Genomic DNA, 16257 nt, shown 5'->3' on the forward strand with positions numbered 1-16257 from the left:
ACTGCCTGCTTACCAGCTAACGTAATAAATAACCACCATCTACTGGCAACATTACCCCAGTGACATAATCCGAAGCGGCACTAGCCAAAAATACCATAGGTCCCATCAGTTGTTCTGGGACACCCCACTCACCAGAAGGAATGTGCGCTTTTATTTCTGGACCCCGCACTGGATCCTCCTGAAGTGGCTTAGTCATATCCGTGCTGATGTATCCGGGTGCGATGCCATTGACCTGAATATTATACGGCGATAATGCATCGGCATAGGCCTTCGTTAATCCCATTACCGCATGCTTGCTAGCTGTGTAGGGGAAAATAAACTTACCCGCACGATAAGACTGCATGGAACCAATATTGATGATTTTCCCTGCCTGTTGCTTAGCCATTTGCTTGGCCGCCGCGTGGGATAAGAAGTACAATGCGTTAAGATTTAAATTGATCACCTTTTGCCAGTCAGCGTCCTTAAAATCTAAAACATCATTACGTAATTGCATACCAGCATTATTGATCAAAATATCCAAATGACCAAAACGCTTAACCGCCTCGGCAATAATTTGGTCAGCACAACCAGGAACCGTAATATCTTGTAATAGGAATTCTACGCGTTGACCATTCGCCAAAACGGCTTTTTTGAGTTCATCCCAGCCGTCTCGAGAATTACTTACGACAAAGATATCCGCACCATAGAGCGATAGTGCGAGTGAATAATATTTGCCTAATCCGTGAGCACCACCTGTAATAAGGGCAACTTTCCCTTTCAAAGAAAAACTTTCTGCATTAAATTTCGTCATTTGATCAACTTCCCTATCTAAATCACTAAGAACTCCGTCGGGTGATAGCGATTACATATTTGTTTTTTAAAAAGGTGTATCGATACACCAAAGAGTATAATCGCTTCATTTTTTTCTGTCAACCTCACTTATCACCCAAAAAATCCGTAAACCTAAGAATGGCCTACGGATTTCATCATCGCATGTTTATTTTCATTACAACAAATTCGCATAAGCCAGAAACGCCCCCACTACTGGATCCAAGGGTTGACGCCGGTAACACCAGCCGACCGGCATCGTATTGGGTTGCGGCGTCCGCAATGTCCAAGTTGCTAGTCCGGTCAAGGTCTTGGGCACCTGAGACTCCGGCAATAGCGCAAAACTGGCGGTCATTTGTAAGCGAGTAAACAAGACGTCGAGACTTGGTAATTTCTCAACCTGAAAGGCGTGTCCCGCTAATAACTGACTAGTCACCTGTTCAAACTGAGTGGCTGGAACATTTTCCAATGTCACGTAAGTTAAAGCCGCCAGCTCATTCAAGGTAACTGCCGAGGGCTGGCCAGTCATCGTTGTTGGCGACGCAACCACCACTAGCCGATCAGCCAATTCCTGTTTCCAAGTCAGTCGCCGTTCCGTCCGATCAATAATGCCAAAGCCCAGGTCAGCCTGATCTGTCAAAATATCCTGGACGGCCTGCTCCGAGTCGCGCTCGACCAAGTCCACCGAAATATTTGGGAAATCTGTTCGAAAACGCACTAATTGGTCGATGTATGGTTGAAACTGCTGAGCAATGTAGAAGGACACCCGCAGTTTGGCAGGCGTTCGGCTCTGCTCCTGCCAAATATCTCGCACTGCCCCGTGGTAAGTCGCCAGCATTTGCTGGGCTGCTCGGTAGAAACGCTGTCCCGCCAGCGTCACCGAGACGTGGTGATGGTCTCGTATCAACAGTGGCTTACCCACCGTTTCTTCTAACTGCTTGATTTGAGCGCTGATTGCTGGTTGCGAAATGAAATTGCGTTCTGCCGCCTTGGTAAAATTTGCCAAGTCAACCACGTCGATAAAATACTGACACGTCGTTAAATCCAAGTCTGCTCACCCACTTTGTTATAAAATTCACTTATCATCAGTAACAATTATCCGCTATTTCCGTTTCGATGTAAACGCTTCTAAAATAGACTTGTAAGCAAATAAAGGAGGCAACCACCATGTTACGGAAATCAGTTTATTGGCCTAGTGCCGGCGTGGCCGAGTATCACGAAGAAGAAATCAGTGACCCAACTGGCAAGTTTGTGCTCATCGCTACACAATATTCTTTAATTAGTCAAAGTAGTGAGCACAGTTGGTTTGTGAATGACAAGGCTCATGTGGTGTTGGGCACCACTTTTCCCTTCATCCCCGGTTATAGCTCTGCTGGGGTGGTCGAAGCCGTTGGACCTGACGTCACGCGCTTCAAACCCGGCGACCGGGTCATTGGCTCACCCGTCTACGGCGCTCACTCCAACTACACCTACGTTGATGAAAATGCAGTCTACGCGGTGCCTGACAACGTCAAGCTTGACGATGCCGTATTCTACAATCTAGGCATGACGGCGCTCTTTACCCTGGATAAAGCGGACCTGCACCTCGGCCAGTCCGTGGCCATCATTGGTGCTGGGGTGGTCGGCCAAATTGCTATTCAGGCAGCCAAGGCTAATGGCCTGCATCCCATCATCGCTTTTGATATTCAAGAACAGCGGCGACAAGCGGCCCAGCAAGCGGGAGCCGACATTGTGCTAGACCCTAATGATGAAGCTGCTATCGAAAAGGTCATCGGTGACCTAGCCGGCGGGGTAGACGCAGCCCTCGATGTTTCTGGCAGCAATGCCGGGATGAACCTGGCTATCCACCTCGCTCGCCCACTGGGGAAAGTCGTCTTCTGTACCGCCAACAACGACCAGCAAACCCTGAACTACGGCGAATTTTTCATCAAGAATCTGACAATTTTAGGCGACTTCGTCAATACGGAAATGGACCGGCAACGTCGCGCTATCAAGAATTTCCTGTGGTTACTGTCAACGCAAAAGATTTCAGCGCCTGACCATCACGATACGATTTACCAGCCAACTGATGAAAATATCAAGATGCTCTACGGCAAGGTACTTAAACACGATAATACGATTAACAATCCCATTTTCAAATGGCGCTAAGGAGGACTCTTTCATGAAAGCACTAGTTACAGCTTCATACGGTCACATTGGTCAAAAAGTTATCCCCTTACTGGCTCAACAACATGTCGAAGTCGTGGCGGTTGATCCTGATCCAGCTAATCAAGCCCCACTGAAGGCTTTGGGTGCGAGTCAGGTCATCGTCGGTGATATCCGCCGCGATGAGATTATCGACCAGGCTGTGGCCGACGTCGATAAGATTCTACTGATTCTGCCAGATGCCCTTGATGGCATGGTCCCCATGGCTGAACGCCTCATCACCGCCGCAGAGAAGGCCCACGTTACGCACTTTGTCTTCTCCTCATGTCTCAACACCGTCATGGAACTAGCACAACATTGGGAAAAGTACGAAATTGAAGACCGCTTGATGGGATCCACCTTGAACTACACCATTACTAAACCCAGCGGTTACATGGAAGGCCATTTTCCCACTGGTCCCGACAGCTTGTTTGAGACCGGCGTCTTGACGACCTTTATCAAAGTTGACCAGCCATCTAACCTGATCAGCCTAAATGATATCGCGGCCGCCAACGTCAAGGTTCTCCTGAGTGACGACGACTATTACGCTTGCTCACTAGACCTGTGCTCAGCTGGCAACCGAACTACTCGCGAATACGCGCAAGAAGTTTGCGACAAGGCTGGGAAGGAACTCAAAATCAATTTGATCCCTGTTCCCGACTTCCCGTCCGTCCACGCTAACGACCAATTCGGCCGTATTGCTACGTACCACGGTAACCATCCTTATAAGGGGAACCCCTTAGACTTCAACGCCCTCATGGGACGCCCCGCCAAGACCTTCAGTCAGTATGTCGACGAAGTCTTGGCCGTCAAAGCCTAACCACAAACGGACCAACCACACCACGTGGCCGGTCCGTTTTTCATATGTATACCCTTTACCGCAAGCGCACTAACCCTTTGACCAGGTAGAACACGCCGCCCAAGAATAACAGGAAGCACACCCACCAGAATACACTGGTTACCCGAAATGGCAGGATATTCCAAATCATTAAAAACATAATTAACAGTCCACTCCAGAAATCCAATGAATGGACGAAGCGCTGATTAAATTGCATGGCTACCTCCTATTTTTTCTGTTGTCGCGTTGGGACAAACAACCCCCGAGACAGCTCGTAAATCCCAATCACGACCAGGATCACGGACACCACGATTTCGTAGACGCTATTACCCGTTAATGGTGAAAAGCCCCAGCCACTCAGAACCAACGCGACCAGGCCGCCCCAGAAATTGGAGGACCGATAAAATTCCTTATTAAACATTTCGACACTGCCGCCTTTCTGTTTACTTTCCATTTTAGCACGAATGATTAGGGGATTGACTAACCAATCGTTGACACACCTAGAAATTAGTCCCAAGATGAACGTAGGCAGTCAAAGAGAGGTAGGCTAAGCGCTTGGATATCACGCAATTATCAAATCAAATTATTCTCATGTTTATTTTAATGGCGGTCGGCCTGCTGACCAACAAGCTGGGCTTCATGCACGGACAAACGGCAACGGATCTGACCAATATTCTGCTGTACATCGTGTCGCCCTGCTTGATTGTCAACGCCTTCGAGCAGCATTTCTCGGCCAGCCGGCTACAGGCATTGGCCTGGGTCATGCTGGGCATTCTGCTGACCTACGGCGTCATGGTCGTCGTCACCCAGTTGGTCTTCAAACACGTGGCCGACCCCAATTTACGGCGGATCATGCGCTTTGGCGCGGTCTACTCCAACGCCGGCTTCATGGGTGTCCCCCTGGCCAGCGCATTATTTGGCAGCACTGGCGTCTTCTTTGCCGTCGCCTCACTGGCGGGCTTCAACATCTTTTGCTGGACCCACGGCATCGCGTTGTTCACGCCCCATCAGGCGGTTGACCACCACGTTAACTGGCGCCAAATTCTGCTGAATCCCAACATCGTGGCGATCGTGGTCGGCTTGATTATTTTCGTGAGCGCGATTCACCTCCCCAGCCTGCTCAACCAGACCATCACTTACGTCAGTTCCATCAACACGCCGCTGTCTATGATTGTCATTGGCAATAGTCTGGCTGCGGTCAAATTAAATCGCCACACGTTAGACCGTCGACTGTGGTGGCCCCTGGTACTCCGCAACGTCGTGTTTCCACTGGTTTGTCTGCTGATTTTACAGGTCTTTGGCGTGCGCGGCATTCCGCTGTACACGACGGTTTTGATGGCGGCGTGCCCGGTAGCGGGAAACGTGGTCCTGTTCACCCTGAAGGCCCACGGCGATACCAGTCCGGCCGTCACACTGATGAGCCTGTCCACCATCTTATGCATGGCCACGATTCCGTTGGTCTTTGCTCTGAGTAACTTGATTTAACTAAACGGCACTGGCCATGCTGGTCGCCTGGTCATTCGCTAAATGTGGCGCAGAACGCGGACCAAGTCTTAGGCCGATAGTCCACATCTTAAGGATACCAATTTCTAAACAGGTAAAATTCGCCGCTAAAGGCACTCCCGCGGCGGACTAATAGCTCTTGGGGACCAACACGACGTCGCAGATCAAAGCTAACTTGCCGGAGGCAGATAGGGGTGGAGCCAGCTGTGATAACGGTGTTGGCTGGGCTTCTTTCTCAGCCTACAGCGTGGGGCGACTTTGGAGCCTGGCCGGGCTTGCCAGGCTTCAAAGCGAACCGGAAACCCGATTTTCAGGCTGGAGGTGTCCCCCATAGCAGGCGGAACCCCTGGCTGACGCAGGCTCTGGTTTACACAATTTAGGCCTTTCAGATTTCATTTACGCCAAAGAAAAATGGTGCCCAGCCGCAGTGGTTGGACACCATTTTTAACAGTTAAATTAACGTTCTGCCTTAGGCAAGCGCAAAGCCAGCAGGAAGCCGACTAAGGCCAAGACAAAGGTGAAGTAGAAACCGTAGTGCGCCCCGTTGACGAAGGCCCCAGCGGCGTTGGTCGCGCCATTGGCCATGTAAGCGGCTTGGCCGATACCCAACAAGCTGGTGGCAATCGCCGTCGCAATCGCACCCACAATCTGTTGCAAGGTGTTCATGATGGCACTCCCATCGGCGGCAATTGGGCCGGTCAAGGCATTTAACCCGTGCGTCTGTGATGGTGACATCGCTAATGGTGCCCCAATCATCAAGATGACGTGCGCCATAATGACGTACCAAATGGCAGAATGCGTGGACGTAAACGCCAGCATCAAGGCCCCAATCATTGAAATGATGAAGCCTAACCGGGCTGGCATTTGCGCTCCGACGTGGTCGTATAACCGGCCGGAAACGGCGGAAACGATGGCGTTCATGACCCCACCTGGGAACATGATGATCCCGGTCAAGGCGACGGGTACCAACAAGCCCTTTTGAATGTACATTGGTAACAGGTACATCGCGGACAAGATGATCCCGAAGTTAATCATGACCAAGATAGCTCCGATGCGGAAACCGGGAATGGCAAACGCCCGCAGGTTTAAAATTGGCTTGTCCACCGTTAACTGCCGGTGGGTGTACCAAGCCAAGATTAAGACGCCGACAATCAACGCGCCAATCACCGTGGCAGAGCCCCAGCCTTGGTCACTGGCCAGGCTAACCCCGAGGACTAAGCTCCCGAAGCCTAACGTGGACAAAATGATGGATAAGAAATCCACCTTAGGCCGCGAAACTTCAGCGATGTTCTTCAAGGAAGTCACCGCAAAGATAAAGGCAATTACTAAGAATGGCACGAACAGCCAGAAGATCCACCGCCATGAAGCGACGCCCAAGACGATACCGGCTAAGGTTGGCCCCACGGCTGGTGCGAACATGATGACCAGTCCGACCATCCCCATGGCTGCGCCTAACTTATACGGCGGGAAGATTTGCATGGCCACGGTAAACATCAGTGGCAAAATCAATCCGGTGGCAATCCCTTGAATCATCCGGCCGAACAACAGAACCCCGAAGCCCGGTGCCGAAGCAGAGATAATGGCTCCCACGGCGAAGTCGATCAAGGCAAACAGGATGACCTGCCGTGTCGTGAACCATTTCGTAATAATACTGGACAGAGGTAAAACCACCCCGACCATTAACATGTACCCCGTCACGAGCCATTGAACCGTGGCCGTGGAGACGTTTAATTGCGCCATTAATTGTGGTAAAGCGATATTTAAGGACGTTTCGGAAAACATCCCGACAAAGCCCCCGATTAGCATGCCCATCATGGCAAGCATTGGGTGCGCGACTTGAACCCGCGCCTTCTTTGCCATTTCTGGTTGGCTACTTTGTGCTGAATCCATTTGTTTTCACACTCACTTTCATTTAAACACAATGGATTACTTTAGCAGAAAAAAGCCGGCTTCGTAATAGCAAATTTAGAAAAATTTAAATTAAAACGGTTTCAAGACGACATTTTGGGCAAATTGGCTTACTTTTCTGCTTTAGCGGCCGCAATTTTCCGGCGGAGCCGCTGCAACAAGGCCGTGTCCAATTCGGGCGCCAGCATGGCCTGGTCGTATTCAAATTGCAGGCGCGGCAGGTCAGTGGGCGGCGTGCCCTGGGCTGTTTTCGCCGGGTCTTCGAGCTGGTGGTCCTTGAAGACTAGTGTCCGCGTGGCCACGTGCTGGCGGAATTCCTGGTCGTGGGCAACGAACAACACCGTGCCCGGATAACCAATCAAGTAGTCCTCCAACGCTTGAAGCGCCGGCAGATCAAGGTAGTTGGTCGGTTCATCCAAGATGAGTAGGTTGCTAGCACTCACCAGAATCGCCAGCAGCTGGAGCTTGACCTGCTCACCCCCACTGAGATCCCCCACCAATCGGTCATAAAAGCGCGCGGTTAAGCCAAACGCCCCCATGACTTGACGGGTCCGGTCGGCATCTAGCGCCGTTGCCGTAGCCATGACTTGCCACACGGTCTGGTTGGCTGGCAGCTCGGTCATGTCTTGATGGAAATAACCCACTCGTGCACTCGGCGCCAATCGGGTATGCGGGGCGTGGTCGAGAATCGCCGTGATCAGTGTGGACTTGCCACAACCGTTGGGTCCGGCCAACGCCACCCGCTCGCCAGGGGTGATAGCAAATCGGGCGTGGTGTAACAGGTCGTGACGCCCGCGCTGCAGATGCAAATTCTCCGCGGCGACCAAGCGTTTGCCCGTTACTGGCGGCAAATCAGTCGCCACGAGCTTTAAAGTTGCGGCCTCGTGGGGCTTCACGGCTATCGTTTGCCGTTCCGCACGGTCACGTAAGGCCCGGGCGCCCCGTTCCATCTTCCCGGCATTTTGCTCACGAATCGACCGTGAATTGGCCCGTTCTGCTTGACTCATGTTGCGGCTGCCCTTGCGAATCCGGTTGGCTTTTTCGTGGCGGGCCTGCACGGCTTGTTTCAATTTCCGCCGCTCGGCCTGTTCGTGTTGATACTGACTCAACGCATTCTCGCGGCGCTGCTCACGGTAGGTCGTAAACTGCTGGAAGCCCCCATTGTACTGCGTGTATTGGTGGTCTTCCAGTGACCAAATTTGCGTCGCCACGGCCGACAAGAGTTCTCGGTCATGGGAAATGACCAGTAGGAGCCCGGTGAAATGTTGGAGCTGCGTCGTTAACCAGCGCTGATGCTCATCGTCAAGGTTAGCCGATGGTTCATCCAAGATTAAAATGGCTGGCCGTTGCGCCAAAGCCCGGCGAATCCGGTCCAACATGCTTTGTCCACCAGACCGGCCCGCGGTAGGCGCAATCTGTGGCACCAACACCACATCGTCCGTGACGTGACGCTGACCCGTGAAGTCGGTATCCGTGCCGGCAATGATGTGGGCCAGGGTACTCTTCCCGGTCCCGTTGGCGCCAATGATACCGACCCGATCACCGGCCTGGGCGGTTAAGCGTGCGGCGGTGAATAGCGACTCGCCCGCGATGGTTTTGATGAGTCGATTTAAGCTGATTTGTGTCAAAAGGTCGTCCCCCCTTCTGTGACTGATTGTCGTTGGTCGTGCTGGGGTGTGGTGCGTTTCCCGGCGACGTGAGCTGGGCATGAATCGCTGTGGATTGGCTTTGACCAACTTGATAAGCGGCTAATGGGTTAATCTGCGACCACTGAGTATCGGTCGACAGTGAATGATGATTTGTTTGCGTCATTTGGTAATCCCCCTTTAAAGAGCAGGGATTGAAGGTACAAAAATAGTGGCCGCATTTCCCGTTCGGAAATGGCGCCCACTGGTTGCGTTTGGCAACTCAGTCGGTGCACCATCAATCCCAATTGCAGGCCCACTCCACCCCTTGTCTTTGGGTGAAGCTGACTAACATTTGAAGATTGATTAGTTGCGCATCGGCTGAATACCTCGTTCTTTCTTAAAGTACCCACAGAATAGCATAGGCATTTTGTTTTGGCAAGCAATACTAAACAGAAATACGATAATCAGCCACAATTTACGGTGTCTTAATATACCAAGTTCCTTGGCTTTGCACTTTTTTCCAAGGAACGATAGCACGTTTACCACGCAATGGTTGTGTATTGAACTTATGTGTTGCAATCGTTCTCCAAGTGTACAAATAATCGTTCCGGCCAATACCATCAATGACTGGCGCATGTACCCAATAATGATCGGTTACATACTTGAGTTTGCCATTTTTAGCTTTGCTGATGTAATAGCGATTCCACATTGATTTTCCTACTTTAGCCAACATGAATTGAGAGCGATTAGGATGTTTGGTCACCAACTTAACCGCCTTTTTGGAAAGTCGGTGTCTCGCCTTCTCCTGTGCAGCCGTCAATTCTTGGCTATTCCACAAGTGCGTGTCTGCATACCTACTGGTGAAATGCATCGTTATCGTTTTTCCGTGACTAAACTTGCCCATGTGCTTGGCGTGGATAAACCAATTCCCCGCGATTTCAGCCGGTACTCTGCTTAGCTTATTAGCGGCTTGTGCCTGCACCGGTGATGCCCCTAAGAACAGACTACCGATTGCGGATGCCACTAGTAGCCCCACAAACAATCCTTTGATTTGTCGTAGCATTTTTCTCTCCTATGCGGTTTAATTTTGCCTCTCAATGACCAATCCTTCACGTAACCATGTGTTGACTAAGATTACGCCGTTTATCCAAAAACTCTACAACACTTTACCTAAAATCCGAGTACACTAAGAGTAAATCCATTATCAAAACCGGAGGGACTTGCATGCAACCTTTACGTATCTTATTTATTTCCATTGAAGGCAATACGCGCAACTTCGTGGAAAACCTCACCACCTATGCGGCCCAGCAACATGCCAGCGATGTGAACCTGCCCACCATCACCGCCACTGAAATCAGTGAAGCCAGTGACTTTGTCGCCGAGACACAACCCTACTTTTGCTTCGTGCCGACTTACCTGGACGGCGGCAATGGCATCGACAACGGCGTCAAGGAGCTGATGACCAATGTATTGGGCGAATACATCGCCTATGGGCAAAACGCCACGCATCTGTTGGGCGTCGTTGGTAGTGGCAACCGCAATTTTAACGAGCAGTACTGCCTGACTGCCAAGCGCTACGCAGCCAAATTCAACGTGCCCTTCGTTGCTAACTACGAACTCCGAGGTGTGCCGCGCGATGAGACCCGGGTCTATGACGCCTTGGTCGCTCGCGCGAAGGAGGTGGCGGACGCATGATCAATCCTACCTTAACCACCTTATTGAATCACCGGAGCATTCGTCAATTCACAGCTGAAAAATTGACGCCGGCCGAAGTGGACACGCTGGTCAGCGCGGCTCAACACGCCGCCACCAGTACCTTTTCACAACAATACAGCATCATCAGTGTCACGGACCCACAAAAGCTCGCCGTCTTGGGCGAAATCACGGGTCACCACTGGCTGGAAGGGGCTGGCCATTACTTCTTGCTGGTCGCCGATCAGTACCGTAACGCCCAATTGACGCCGAAAAACGCCACCACCACCGCTAATCTCCACAGTGTGGACAAACTACTGGCGGGAATCTTTGACGCCGCCATCGCCACCGAGGCCATGGTCACGGCTGGCGAGAGCTTAGGCCTGGGCAGTACCGTCATGGGGAGCATTTTAAACGATACGCTGCGGATCATTTCGCTGTTCAACCTGCCGGAATTGACCTTCCCCGTGCTGGGACTGGCGGTCGGCCATCCTGCTGAAAAGCCGGCATTGAAGCCGCGGCTACCGCAAGAGTTGGTGCACTTCGACAACGACTATCAACCCATTACGCCCAACGATCCCATTCTCTCCGGATACAACCACCTCATCACGACTTACTACCACGACCGCGGCAGTAATCAGCGCGATGAAACGTTCACCCATCACATCGTCACGGAAATGAGCCGTGACCCTAAGCAACGGGCGGAAATTTTAGTGGCATTGACCCAACAAGGCTTTTCGTTGAATCCTGCGGGATAATTCAATTTATAATCGCCAAAACTAGCTACTCATGCCAGCCAGGATTTTGTCCTGACTGGTTTTTTTATTTACCAGCTGAAGGTTGAAAGATGAAAATCAGTTATGAACATTATCACCACGCGACTTCTCACGTTAAAATTAGTCGTTTGCAGCTTCGGAGTTCAAACTGGCCGCCTACCGTCCGCCAACTATGGGTTGGAACGCTGGGGCGGACGGGTCGAGCCAAAGGCCGGTCTCGACGCCTCGCTTTGAGCCGGAAGCCCGCGTCTCAAAGACGCCAGTTTGCTAAGCGGTGAGAACCGTACCGCTAAGTAAACTCCCACGGCTGAACCCATATTTGACGGACTCTCGGCTACTAAGGTATATGCTAGTAACATTCGGCTTAGCCCCAGATGGTAGTTAATTTAACGACTGGTCTCTAACGCACTGTTGCTGATAGTCGCCAACCCTGGCTAACGCAGGCCCTGGTTTCACTAGTTTTGGTGGACAAAACGCTATTGCTCCAGGAATCAGGGCATTAATTCAGCTTTCAGCCTTTAATTACCAACATTGGGTGAATACAGTTAGCATCGTTCTAAAGTCCCGCCGCATCTGTCAAAAACGCCGTCTGCAAGGTCCGAATATCGATCGCTGGTTCGGTAAACCGCGTTGGGACAGCCGGTGTTGCGGCCGTGAGCTGTTGTAATGTACTTTCACCGCGGTAATTTTTCTCGGCCACATAACGCTGAGTGGCCGGTGTGGGCTGACCCAACAGGGCTTCATGAGCAGTCGAGAAAATGAACTGGCTCCGATTAACGTCGCCAGCGACCAATCCCAACAGGGCACGGGCCACTTCAGGGCGAACAGCACTGGCAAATTCATCAGCGAGGACCGTTTGGGGCGTACGGGCAACCTGAGCCGTGATGAAGGCCAACCCTGCAGCGACCAACTGTTGCGTGCCACTGGAGGCCCGGTCGAGCGGCAATTCAGCGACGTCTTCCACTTCGCCCTCTTCATCGTATTTCTCATACAAGAGCGCTAATTCTGGGCGCGTAAAGCTAGATCCATCCAAGAATTGGACAGCCATTTGCCGCTGGGTCACACCCGCCACTTCGTTGCCCACCGCGTGGAGAAATTGGGTCAGTTGCGGCACAATCCAATCGGTCAGCGTCAAATCAGCCTGTGGGCGGTCCGTCAAGACCACTAGATCCGTCGCAAACCACCGAAAGACCGTCGCGGCCGGCCGATAATTGGCTGCCTGTAGGCTGTAGAGAAACAGCGCGTTCGATCGCGTGTTAGCTGCCGTCACCTGTTGGCCGGTCGGCACCTGAACCAGCGCCCCATTTTGGCGGCTGAATAGCCGTTGAGTTTGACCGTTGGGTAGGAGTCGGGTCAGCTCTTCATCAATCACCCGAGCTGCGTCGTAACGTAGCGCATAGCGGTACCGGTAACCGTCACGGGCAATCGTCACGGCGAACTGTGTCGGTCGAAGGTGACTCGTGGTGTCCAGCGCAAATGGCTCATAGGGCAAGGTGTCCGTCACCTGTTCCGTGGGGGCCACCACCATCTGTTGAAAGACCGTTAATCCAGCCAACAGTGCACTTTTTCCCGCACCATTGAGTCCACTCAGCGCCACCCATTTGGCATCGGCAACGGAAAGTGTCGCCGTTTCTTTATACGACCGAAAATTTTGCAACGAGAATTCAACTAGCATGACAGGACCTCCCTTTGGCTTTTAGATTACGCTACTCGCCAAAATTCACAATGATTTTCACCTGAAATGGACAAATTTGCCATTACGGATTTAATAATCCTTCGAAAAATGACTTCAACTTGATTAAACCGCGCCACAACAACGTTTAGCCACAACCACAAAAAAAGCGTGATTCCCAGCAGAAATCACGCCACCACCATTAAATTTTTAATCACGCTTCATCCGAGTGTTCCCCCGGTGATTGGCCAGCATCACCGCGCCCAATGCCAGTAGCATCAGCGCTGTGACCGACCAGAACAGGGAGTGATAACTGCCATACTCGATGATCAGCCCACCGTACAGCGGTCCGACTGCCCGACCAAAGGAAATCGCCATGTTGTAAATACCTTGGAATTTCCCCTTGTCGTTGTCCCCGGCCAGACTGTCGATCCACGCCGGAATTCCCGGAAACCCGGTCATTTCACCCAGCGTCAAGATGACCATGGTCACCACGAACATCGCATAACTCCTGGCAAAGACCAGCAACAGGAAGGACAAGATGAAGACCAACGTCCCAGTCCAAATCTGTGAGCTGAGTTTGAAGTCTGAGCCGATGCGGTTCACGATGGGCTGACCGAAGACGATCATTAACCCATTGAGCGTCCACAACAGACTGTATTTTTCAAACGAGATGCCCAGGTTGGTCATGTGGACCGAGATGACACTTTCCCATAAGGAATAACTCATGTACAAGGCAAAGACCAGCGCACTGATCAGCCAAATTAAGTTCAGCCGCGCAGGCTTCGCTGGGCCCTTGGCATGCGTGTAAGTCTTTTGCTCAACGTCTGCTCTGAAGTCAAAGAAGAAAATCAGTAACAGCGCCAAATAACTGACTGCGGCAACGGAGAAGACCAGCGTCACACCGTGTTTCATCAGGACCCCGACCATCAGCGTCCCCACGACGACCCCTAAGTTCATACCAATATATAGATAATTGAAAACTTTACGACTCTGAACCGTCTTGACCGTGGCCGCAAAGGAATTGACGACGGTCATGACGATACCGTCGCCCAGTCCAATCAACAGTAACATCACGCCAAAGATTGGCCAACCATGGAAGAAAATCAGCGTCGTCATGGGAATGAAGGAGCACAATGTCCCCACGATTCCCGAGTAAAATGGCGACCAATGATCAAACAGCCACCCACCTAGCCAATTACCTAGAATCATACATAACGACATCCCCAACAGCGCAATTCCTGCTAGCGTTAACGTCTGATGGAGTTGATTGTGCATGTAGACCGTGGTTAACGGCCACATACACGCTGCGGCGGCATTAAGCAGTAAGGTCGCCGACACGATTCCCGCCATACTGACTTCTCTTTTGGTTTTCCACATTTACTGTCCCTCACTTATCTTCGATCTGCCTTCATTGTCGCATATTTAGCAAAATTCTGAAACTGTTACCTCTTCAAAAGGCGATGAAACCGCCATTTTATGAGCACTTTGCTCATTTTTCAAAAAAAGTTTTCGAAAATTTTGTCAACTTGATTTGAGTCAAGTTCTTTTCGCCCAGTCCCCCGTATACTAAGTCATGTAATCAAGGCAAACGAAAAAGCCGAAGGAGGTTTTCATTATGAGTAAAGTAACCATGAAGTTAGATGATCTGACCTGCCCGTCTTGCATGACCAAGATTGAAGGCGCGCTGAGTAAGAAAGACGGCGTCAAAAGCGTCAAGGTCCTCTTCAACGCCAGCAAGGTCAAAGCCGAATTCGACGACGCTACCGTTTCTGCCGAAGATTTAGCCACCACCGTAACCGACTTAGGCTACGCCGTTCAGAGTAGTAAAGTTAAAGCACTTTAAAACCATTAGGAGGTTTTCAATTATGAGTAAAGTAACCATGAAGTTAGACGCATTGACCTGCCCATCTTGCATGACCAAGATTGAAGGCGCACTGAGCAAGAAGGATGGCGTGCAAAACGTCAAGGTCCTCTTCAACGCCAGCAAGATCAAAGCTGATTTCGACGATAGCCAAGTGACCGCTGAAAGCCTCGCTGACACAGTCACCGACCTTGGCTACACCGTCAAGAGTTCTAAAGTCAAAGCCCTCTAAACCAGTCCCCTCAAAACGAAAGGAAGTTCATCCAATGACGACAACTACTATGAGTATCGAAGACCGTTTCGCAGCCGAACAAGCCCAAACTGAACACGACCACCACGTGCCAACGGCTGGTGCTATGACCAACCACATCCTGTCTAACCTGCACATCTCCATCGTGAAGTTCCACCAAGTTCGTTGGTCCGTTAAAGGCCCACTGGCATTGAGCGTCCGCCAATTACTGGCCGGCTACATTGACACCTACCGTCGCCAATTCGACGCACTGGGCGAATTACTTTTGGACGAGGGCGAAACTGTTTCGACCACGACCAAGGAATACCATGACTACAACATGCTCCAAGAAAGTGGTGCCAAGAAGTACCTGAGCGCCGAAGACCAAGTCAGTGAGCTGGTCCACGACGCCGATACCCACAACCTCTTCATCGACCGGGCCATCAAGCTCGCCGAAAAGGAAGAACGTCCCGCTTTGGCCAGCTTCTTGACCGACCTACGTGGCACCAACAACCACATCATCCGTGAACTCCAAGCCGTACTGGGCAACGACGCCCGTGACGGTCTAGACGAAGAAGACGATGATGATGACGAAGATTAATCACTAGCTTCACTCACTTACGAAATTGTTTCATCCTGCGAGAAAACGCGATTCACTCAGTACACTGCGAGGTGCTGAGTGAATCGCGTTTTTATTTAGGGTGGTAAGCGGCTTATCGGCGATCCTTAGCGATTGCCCGCTGCCAACTAACATGGTTAACAAAAAGGGTTGGTAGAAACACACCAACCGCTGGCAGCCGCTTTAAAGGCGGTGGCCAGTTACTTGACTAAAGGTTGAAAGTAGCATTAACGCAATAGTCCCTGAAACGACGGTCTTCTATCCGCTAAAATTAGTGAAACCAGGAGCCTGCGTCAGCCAGAGATTCCGCCTGCTATGGGGGACACCTCCAGCCTGAGGGGCGGTCTTCCAGTTCGCTTTGAAGCCTGGCTAAGACCGCCAGTCTCCAAAGTCGCCCCACGCTGTAGGCTGAGAAAAGACCTCAGCCAACACCGTCGACACAGCTGGCTCCACCTCTGTCTGCCTCCGGCGAGTTGGCGATTATCAGCAACACTGTCTTAGTTAAAGATTAGTTGCCCAATCAATCGCCACCTGTGG

Annotated in this window: 17 protein-coding genes; 8 read left to right on the forward strand and 9 right to left on the reverse strand. The window is 51.3% G+C overall.

The annotated features are described in order from the left end of the window. Positions 1–16 precede the first annotated feature (16 nt). Both EKM83_RS05140 and EKM83_RS05145 read right to left on the reverse strand, forming a co-directional pair. Positions 17–790 carry an SDR family NAD(P)-dependent oxidoreductase gene (locus tag EKM83_RS05140; RefSeq protein WP_125575558.1) on the reverse strand — a complete coding sequence of 258 codons (774 nt, stop codon included), beginning with the start codon at positions 788–790 and terminating at the stop codon, positions 17–19. A 195-nt stretch (positions 791–985) separates the two neighbouring features. After that, positions 986–1855, reverse strand: coding sequence for a LysR family transcriptional regulator (locus tag EKM83_RS05145; RefSeq protein ID WP_125575559.1), 870 nt, complete (start codon positions 1853–1855; stop codon positions 986–988). A gap of 119 nt (positions 1856–1974) precedes the next feature. Between EKM83_RS05145 and EKM83_RS05150 the strand changes: the two genes are divergently transcribed. Together EKM83_RS05150 and EKM83_RS05155 are read left to right on the forward strand one after the other, a co-directional pair. Then, the gene (locus tag EKM83_RS05150) at positions 1975–2955 is read left to right on the forward strand and encodes a zinc-dependent alcohol dehydrogenase (RefSeq protein ID WP_125575560.1); all 981 of its coding nucleotides are present in this window, start codon (positions 1975–1977) and stop codon (positions 2953–2955) included. Between the two features lie 13 nt (positions 2956–2968). Continuing rightward, complete coding sequence (locus EKM83_RS05155) at positions 2969–3811, forward strand: SDR family oxidoreductase (protein WP_164505597.1); 843 nt, start codon at positions 2969–2971, stop codon at positions 3809–3811. A gap of 55 nt (positions 3812–3866) precedes the next feature. On the opposite strand, the gene EKM83_RS05160 is transcribed toward EKM83_RS05155, so the two are convergent. Both EKM83_RS05160 and EKM83_RS05165 read right to left on the reverse strand, forming a co-directional pair. Continuing rightward, complete coding sequence (locus EKM83_RS05160) at positions 3867–4046, reverse strand: hypothetical protein (protein WP_125575562.1); 180 nt, start codon at positions 4044–4046, stop codon at positions 3867–3869. Positions 4047–4055: 9 nt separating this feature from the next. After that, positions 4056–4250, reverse strand: coding sequence for a hypothetical protein (locus tag EKM83_RS05165; RefSeq protein WP_125575563.1), 195 nt, complete (start codon positions 4248–4250; stop codon positions 4056–4058). A 134-nt stretch (positions 4251–4384) separates the two neighbouring features. Between EKM83_RS05165 and EKM83_RS05170 the strand changes: the two genes are divergently transcribed. Beyond that, the gene (locus EKM83_RS05170; RefSeq protein WP_125575564.1) at positions 4385–5314 is read left to right on the forward strand and encodes an AEC family transporter; all 930 of its coding nucleotides are present in this window, start codon (positions 4385–4387) and stop codon (positions 5312–5314) included. A gap of 474 nt (positions 5315–5788) precedes the next feature. On the opposite strand, the gene EKM83_RS05175 is transcribed toward EKM83_RS05170, so the two are convergent. The 3 genes from EKM83_RS05175 to EKM83_RS05185 all read right to left on the reverse strand — a co-directional run bounded on the left by EKM83_RS05175 (position 5789) and on the right by EKM83_RS05185 (position 9931). Continuing rightward, positions 5789–7222: a DHA2 family efflux MFS transporter permease subunit gene (locus tag EKM83_RS05175; protein WP_125575565.1), complete on the reverse strand. Its 1434-nt coding sequence runs from the start codon at positions 7220–7222 to the stop codon at positions 5789–5791. A 128-nt stretch (positions 7223–7350) separates the two neighbouring features. Next, positions 7351–8868, reverse strand: a complete 1518-nt coding sequence (locus tag EKM83_RS05180) for an ABC-F family ATP-binding cassette domain-containing protein (RefSeq protein ID WP_125575566.1) — start codon at positions 8866–8868, stop codon at positions 7351–7353. 475 nt (positions 8869–9343) lie between these two features. After that, entirely contained in the window at positions 9344–9931 is a 588-nt protein-coding gene (locus EKM83_RS05185) for a hypothetical protein (protein WP_125575567.1), read from the reverse strand. Between the two features lie 161 nt (positions 9932–10092). Between EKM83_RS05185 and nrdI the strand changes: the two genes are divergently transcribed. Both nrdI and EKM83_RS05195 read left to right on the forward strand, forming a co-directional pair. Then, positions 10093–10563 carry a class Ib ribonucleoside-diphosphate reductase assembly flavoprotein NrdI gene (gene nrdI / locus EKM83_RS05190; protein WP_125575568.1) on the forward strand — a complete coding sequence of 157 codons (471 nt, stop codon included), beginning with the start codon at positions 10093–10095 and terminating at the stop codon, positions 10561–10563. Then, complete coding sequence (locus tag EKM83_RS05195; protein WP_164505598.1) at positions 10560–11318, forward strand: NADPH-dependent oxidoreductase; 759 nt, start codon at positions 10560–10562, stop codon at positions 11316–11318. Before nrdI ends, EKM83_RS05195 begins: the two co-directional genes overlap by 4 nt. Before the next feature lie 574 nt (positions 11319–11892). Here the strand turns inward: EKM83_RS05195 and EKM83_RS05200 are convergent. Continuing rightward, a complete protein-coding gene (locus EKM83_RS05200; protein ID WP_125575569.1) occupies positions 11893–13011 on the reverse strand; it encodes an AAA family ATPase in 1119 nt (372 codons plus the stop codon). Between the two features lie 207 nt (positions 13012–13218). Next, positions 13219–14388, reverse strand: a complete 1170-nt coding sequence (locus tag EKM83_RS05205) for an MDR family MFS transporter (RefSeq protein WP_125575570.1) — start codon at positions 14386–14388, stop codon at positions 13219–13221. A 238-nt stretch (positions 14389–14626) separates the two neighbouring features. On the opposite strand from EKM83_RS05205, the gene EKM83_RS05210 reads away from it, so the two are divergent. The 3 genes from EKM83_RS05210 to EKM83_RS05220 are packed head-to-tail and all read left to right on the forward strand — an operon-like array spanning position 14627 to position 15702. After that, on the forward strand, positions 14627–14854 hold the full coding sequence (locus EKM83_RS05210) for a heavy-metal-associated domain-containing protein (protein WP_125575571.1): 228 nt from the start codon (positions 14627–14629) through the stop codon (positions 14852–14854). Between the two features lie 22 nt (positions 14855–14876). Beyond that, a complete protein-coding gene (locus EKM83_RS05215) occupies positions 14877–15104 on the forward strand; it encodes a heavy-metal-associated domain-containing protein (protein ID WP_125575572.1) in 228 nt (75 codons plus the stop codon). Between the two features lie 34 nt (positions 15105–15138). Further along, positions 15139–15702 carry a Dps family protein gene (locus tag EKM83_RS05220; protein WP_125575573.1) on the forward strand — a complete coding sequence of 188 codons (564 nt, stop codon included), beginning with the start codon at positions 15139–15141 and terminating at the stop codon, positions 15700–15702. The last annotated feature ends 555 nt before the right edge of the window (positions 15703–16257 follow it).

Source organism: Levilactobacillus angrenensis (assembly GCF_003946085.1).
In the GTDB taxonomy this organism is placed as follows: Bacteria; Bacillota; Bacilli; order Lactobacillales; family Lactobacillaceae; genus Levilactobacillus; species Levilactobacillus angrenensis.

Bases quoted from the DNA above. Each gene is read 5' to 3' on its own strand.
- EKM83_RS05140 (WP_125575558.1), bottom strand. From the start codon at position 790: ATGACGAAATTTAATGCAGAAAGTTTTTCTTTGAAAGGGAAAGTTGCC.
- EKM83_RS05150 (WP_125575560.1), top strand. From the start codon at position 1,975: ATGTTACGGAAATCAGTTTATTGGCCTAGTGCCGGCGTGGCCGAGTAT.
- EKM83_RS05155 (WP_164505597.1), top strand. From the start codon at position 2,969: ATGAAAGCACTAGTTACAGCTTCATACGGTCACATTGGTCAAAAAGTT.
- EKM83_RS05160 (WP_125575562.1), bottom strand. From the start codon at position 4,046: ATGCAATTTAATCAGCGCTTCGTCCATTCATTGGATTTCTGGAGTGGA.
- EKM83_RS05165 (WP_125575563.1), bottom strand. From the start codon at position 4,250: ATGTTTAATAAGGAATTTTATCGGTCCTCCAATTTCTGGGGCGGCCTG.
- EKM83_RS05175 (WP_125575565.1), bottom strand. From the start codon at position 7,222: ATGGATTCAGCACAAAGTAGCCAACCAGAAATGGCAAAGAAGGCGCGG.
- EKM83_RS05185 (WP_125575567.1), bottom strand. From the start codon at position 9,931: ATGCTACGACAAATCAAAGGATTGTTTGTGGGGCTACTAGTGGCATCC.
- nrdI (WP_125575568.1), top strand. From the start codon at position 10,093: ATGCAACCTTTACGTATCTTATTTATTTCCATTGAAGGCAATACGCGC.
- EKM83_RS05195 (WP_164505598.1), top strand. From the start codon at position 10,560: ATGATCAATCCTACCTTAACCACCTTATTGAATCACCGGAGCATTCGT.
- EKM83_RS05200 (WP_125575569.1), bottom strand. From the start codon at position 13,011: ATGCTAGTTGAATTCTCGTTGCAAAATTTTCGGTCGTATAAAGAAACG.
- EKM83_RS05205 (WP_125575570.1), bottom strand. From the start codon at position 14,388: ATGTGGAAAACCAAAAGAGAAGTCAGTATGGCGGGAATCGTGTCGGCG.
- EKM83_RS05210 (WP_125575571.1), top strand. From the start codon at position 14,627: ATGAGTAAAGTAACCATGAAGTTAGATGATCTGACCTGCCCGTCTTGC.
- EKM83_RS05215 (WP_125575572.1), top strand. From the start codon at position 14,877: ATGAGTAAAGTAACCATGAAGTTAGACGCATTGACCTGCCCATCTTGC.
- EKM83_RS05220 (WP_125575573.1), top strand. From the start codon at position 15,139: ATGACGACAACTACTATGAGTATCGAAGACCGTTTCGCAGCCGAACAA.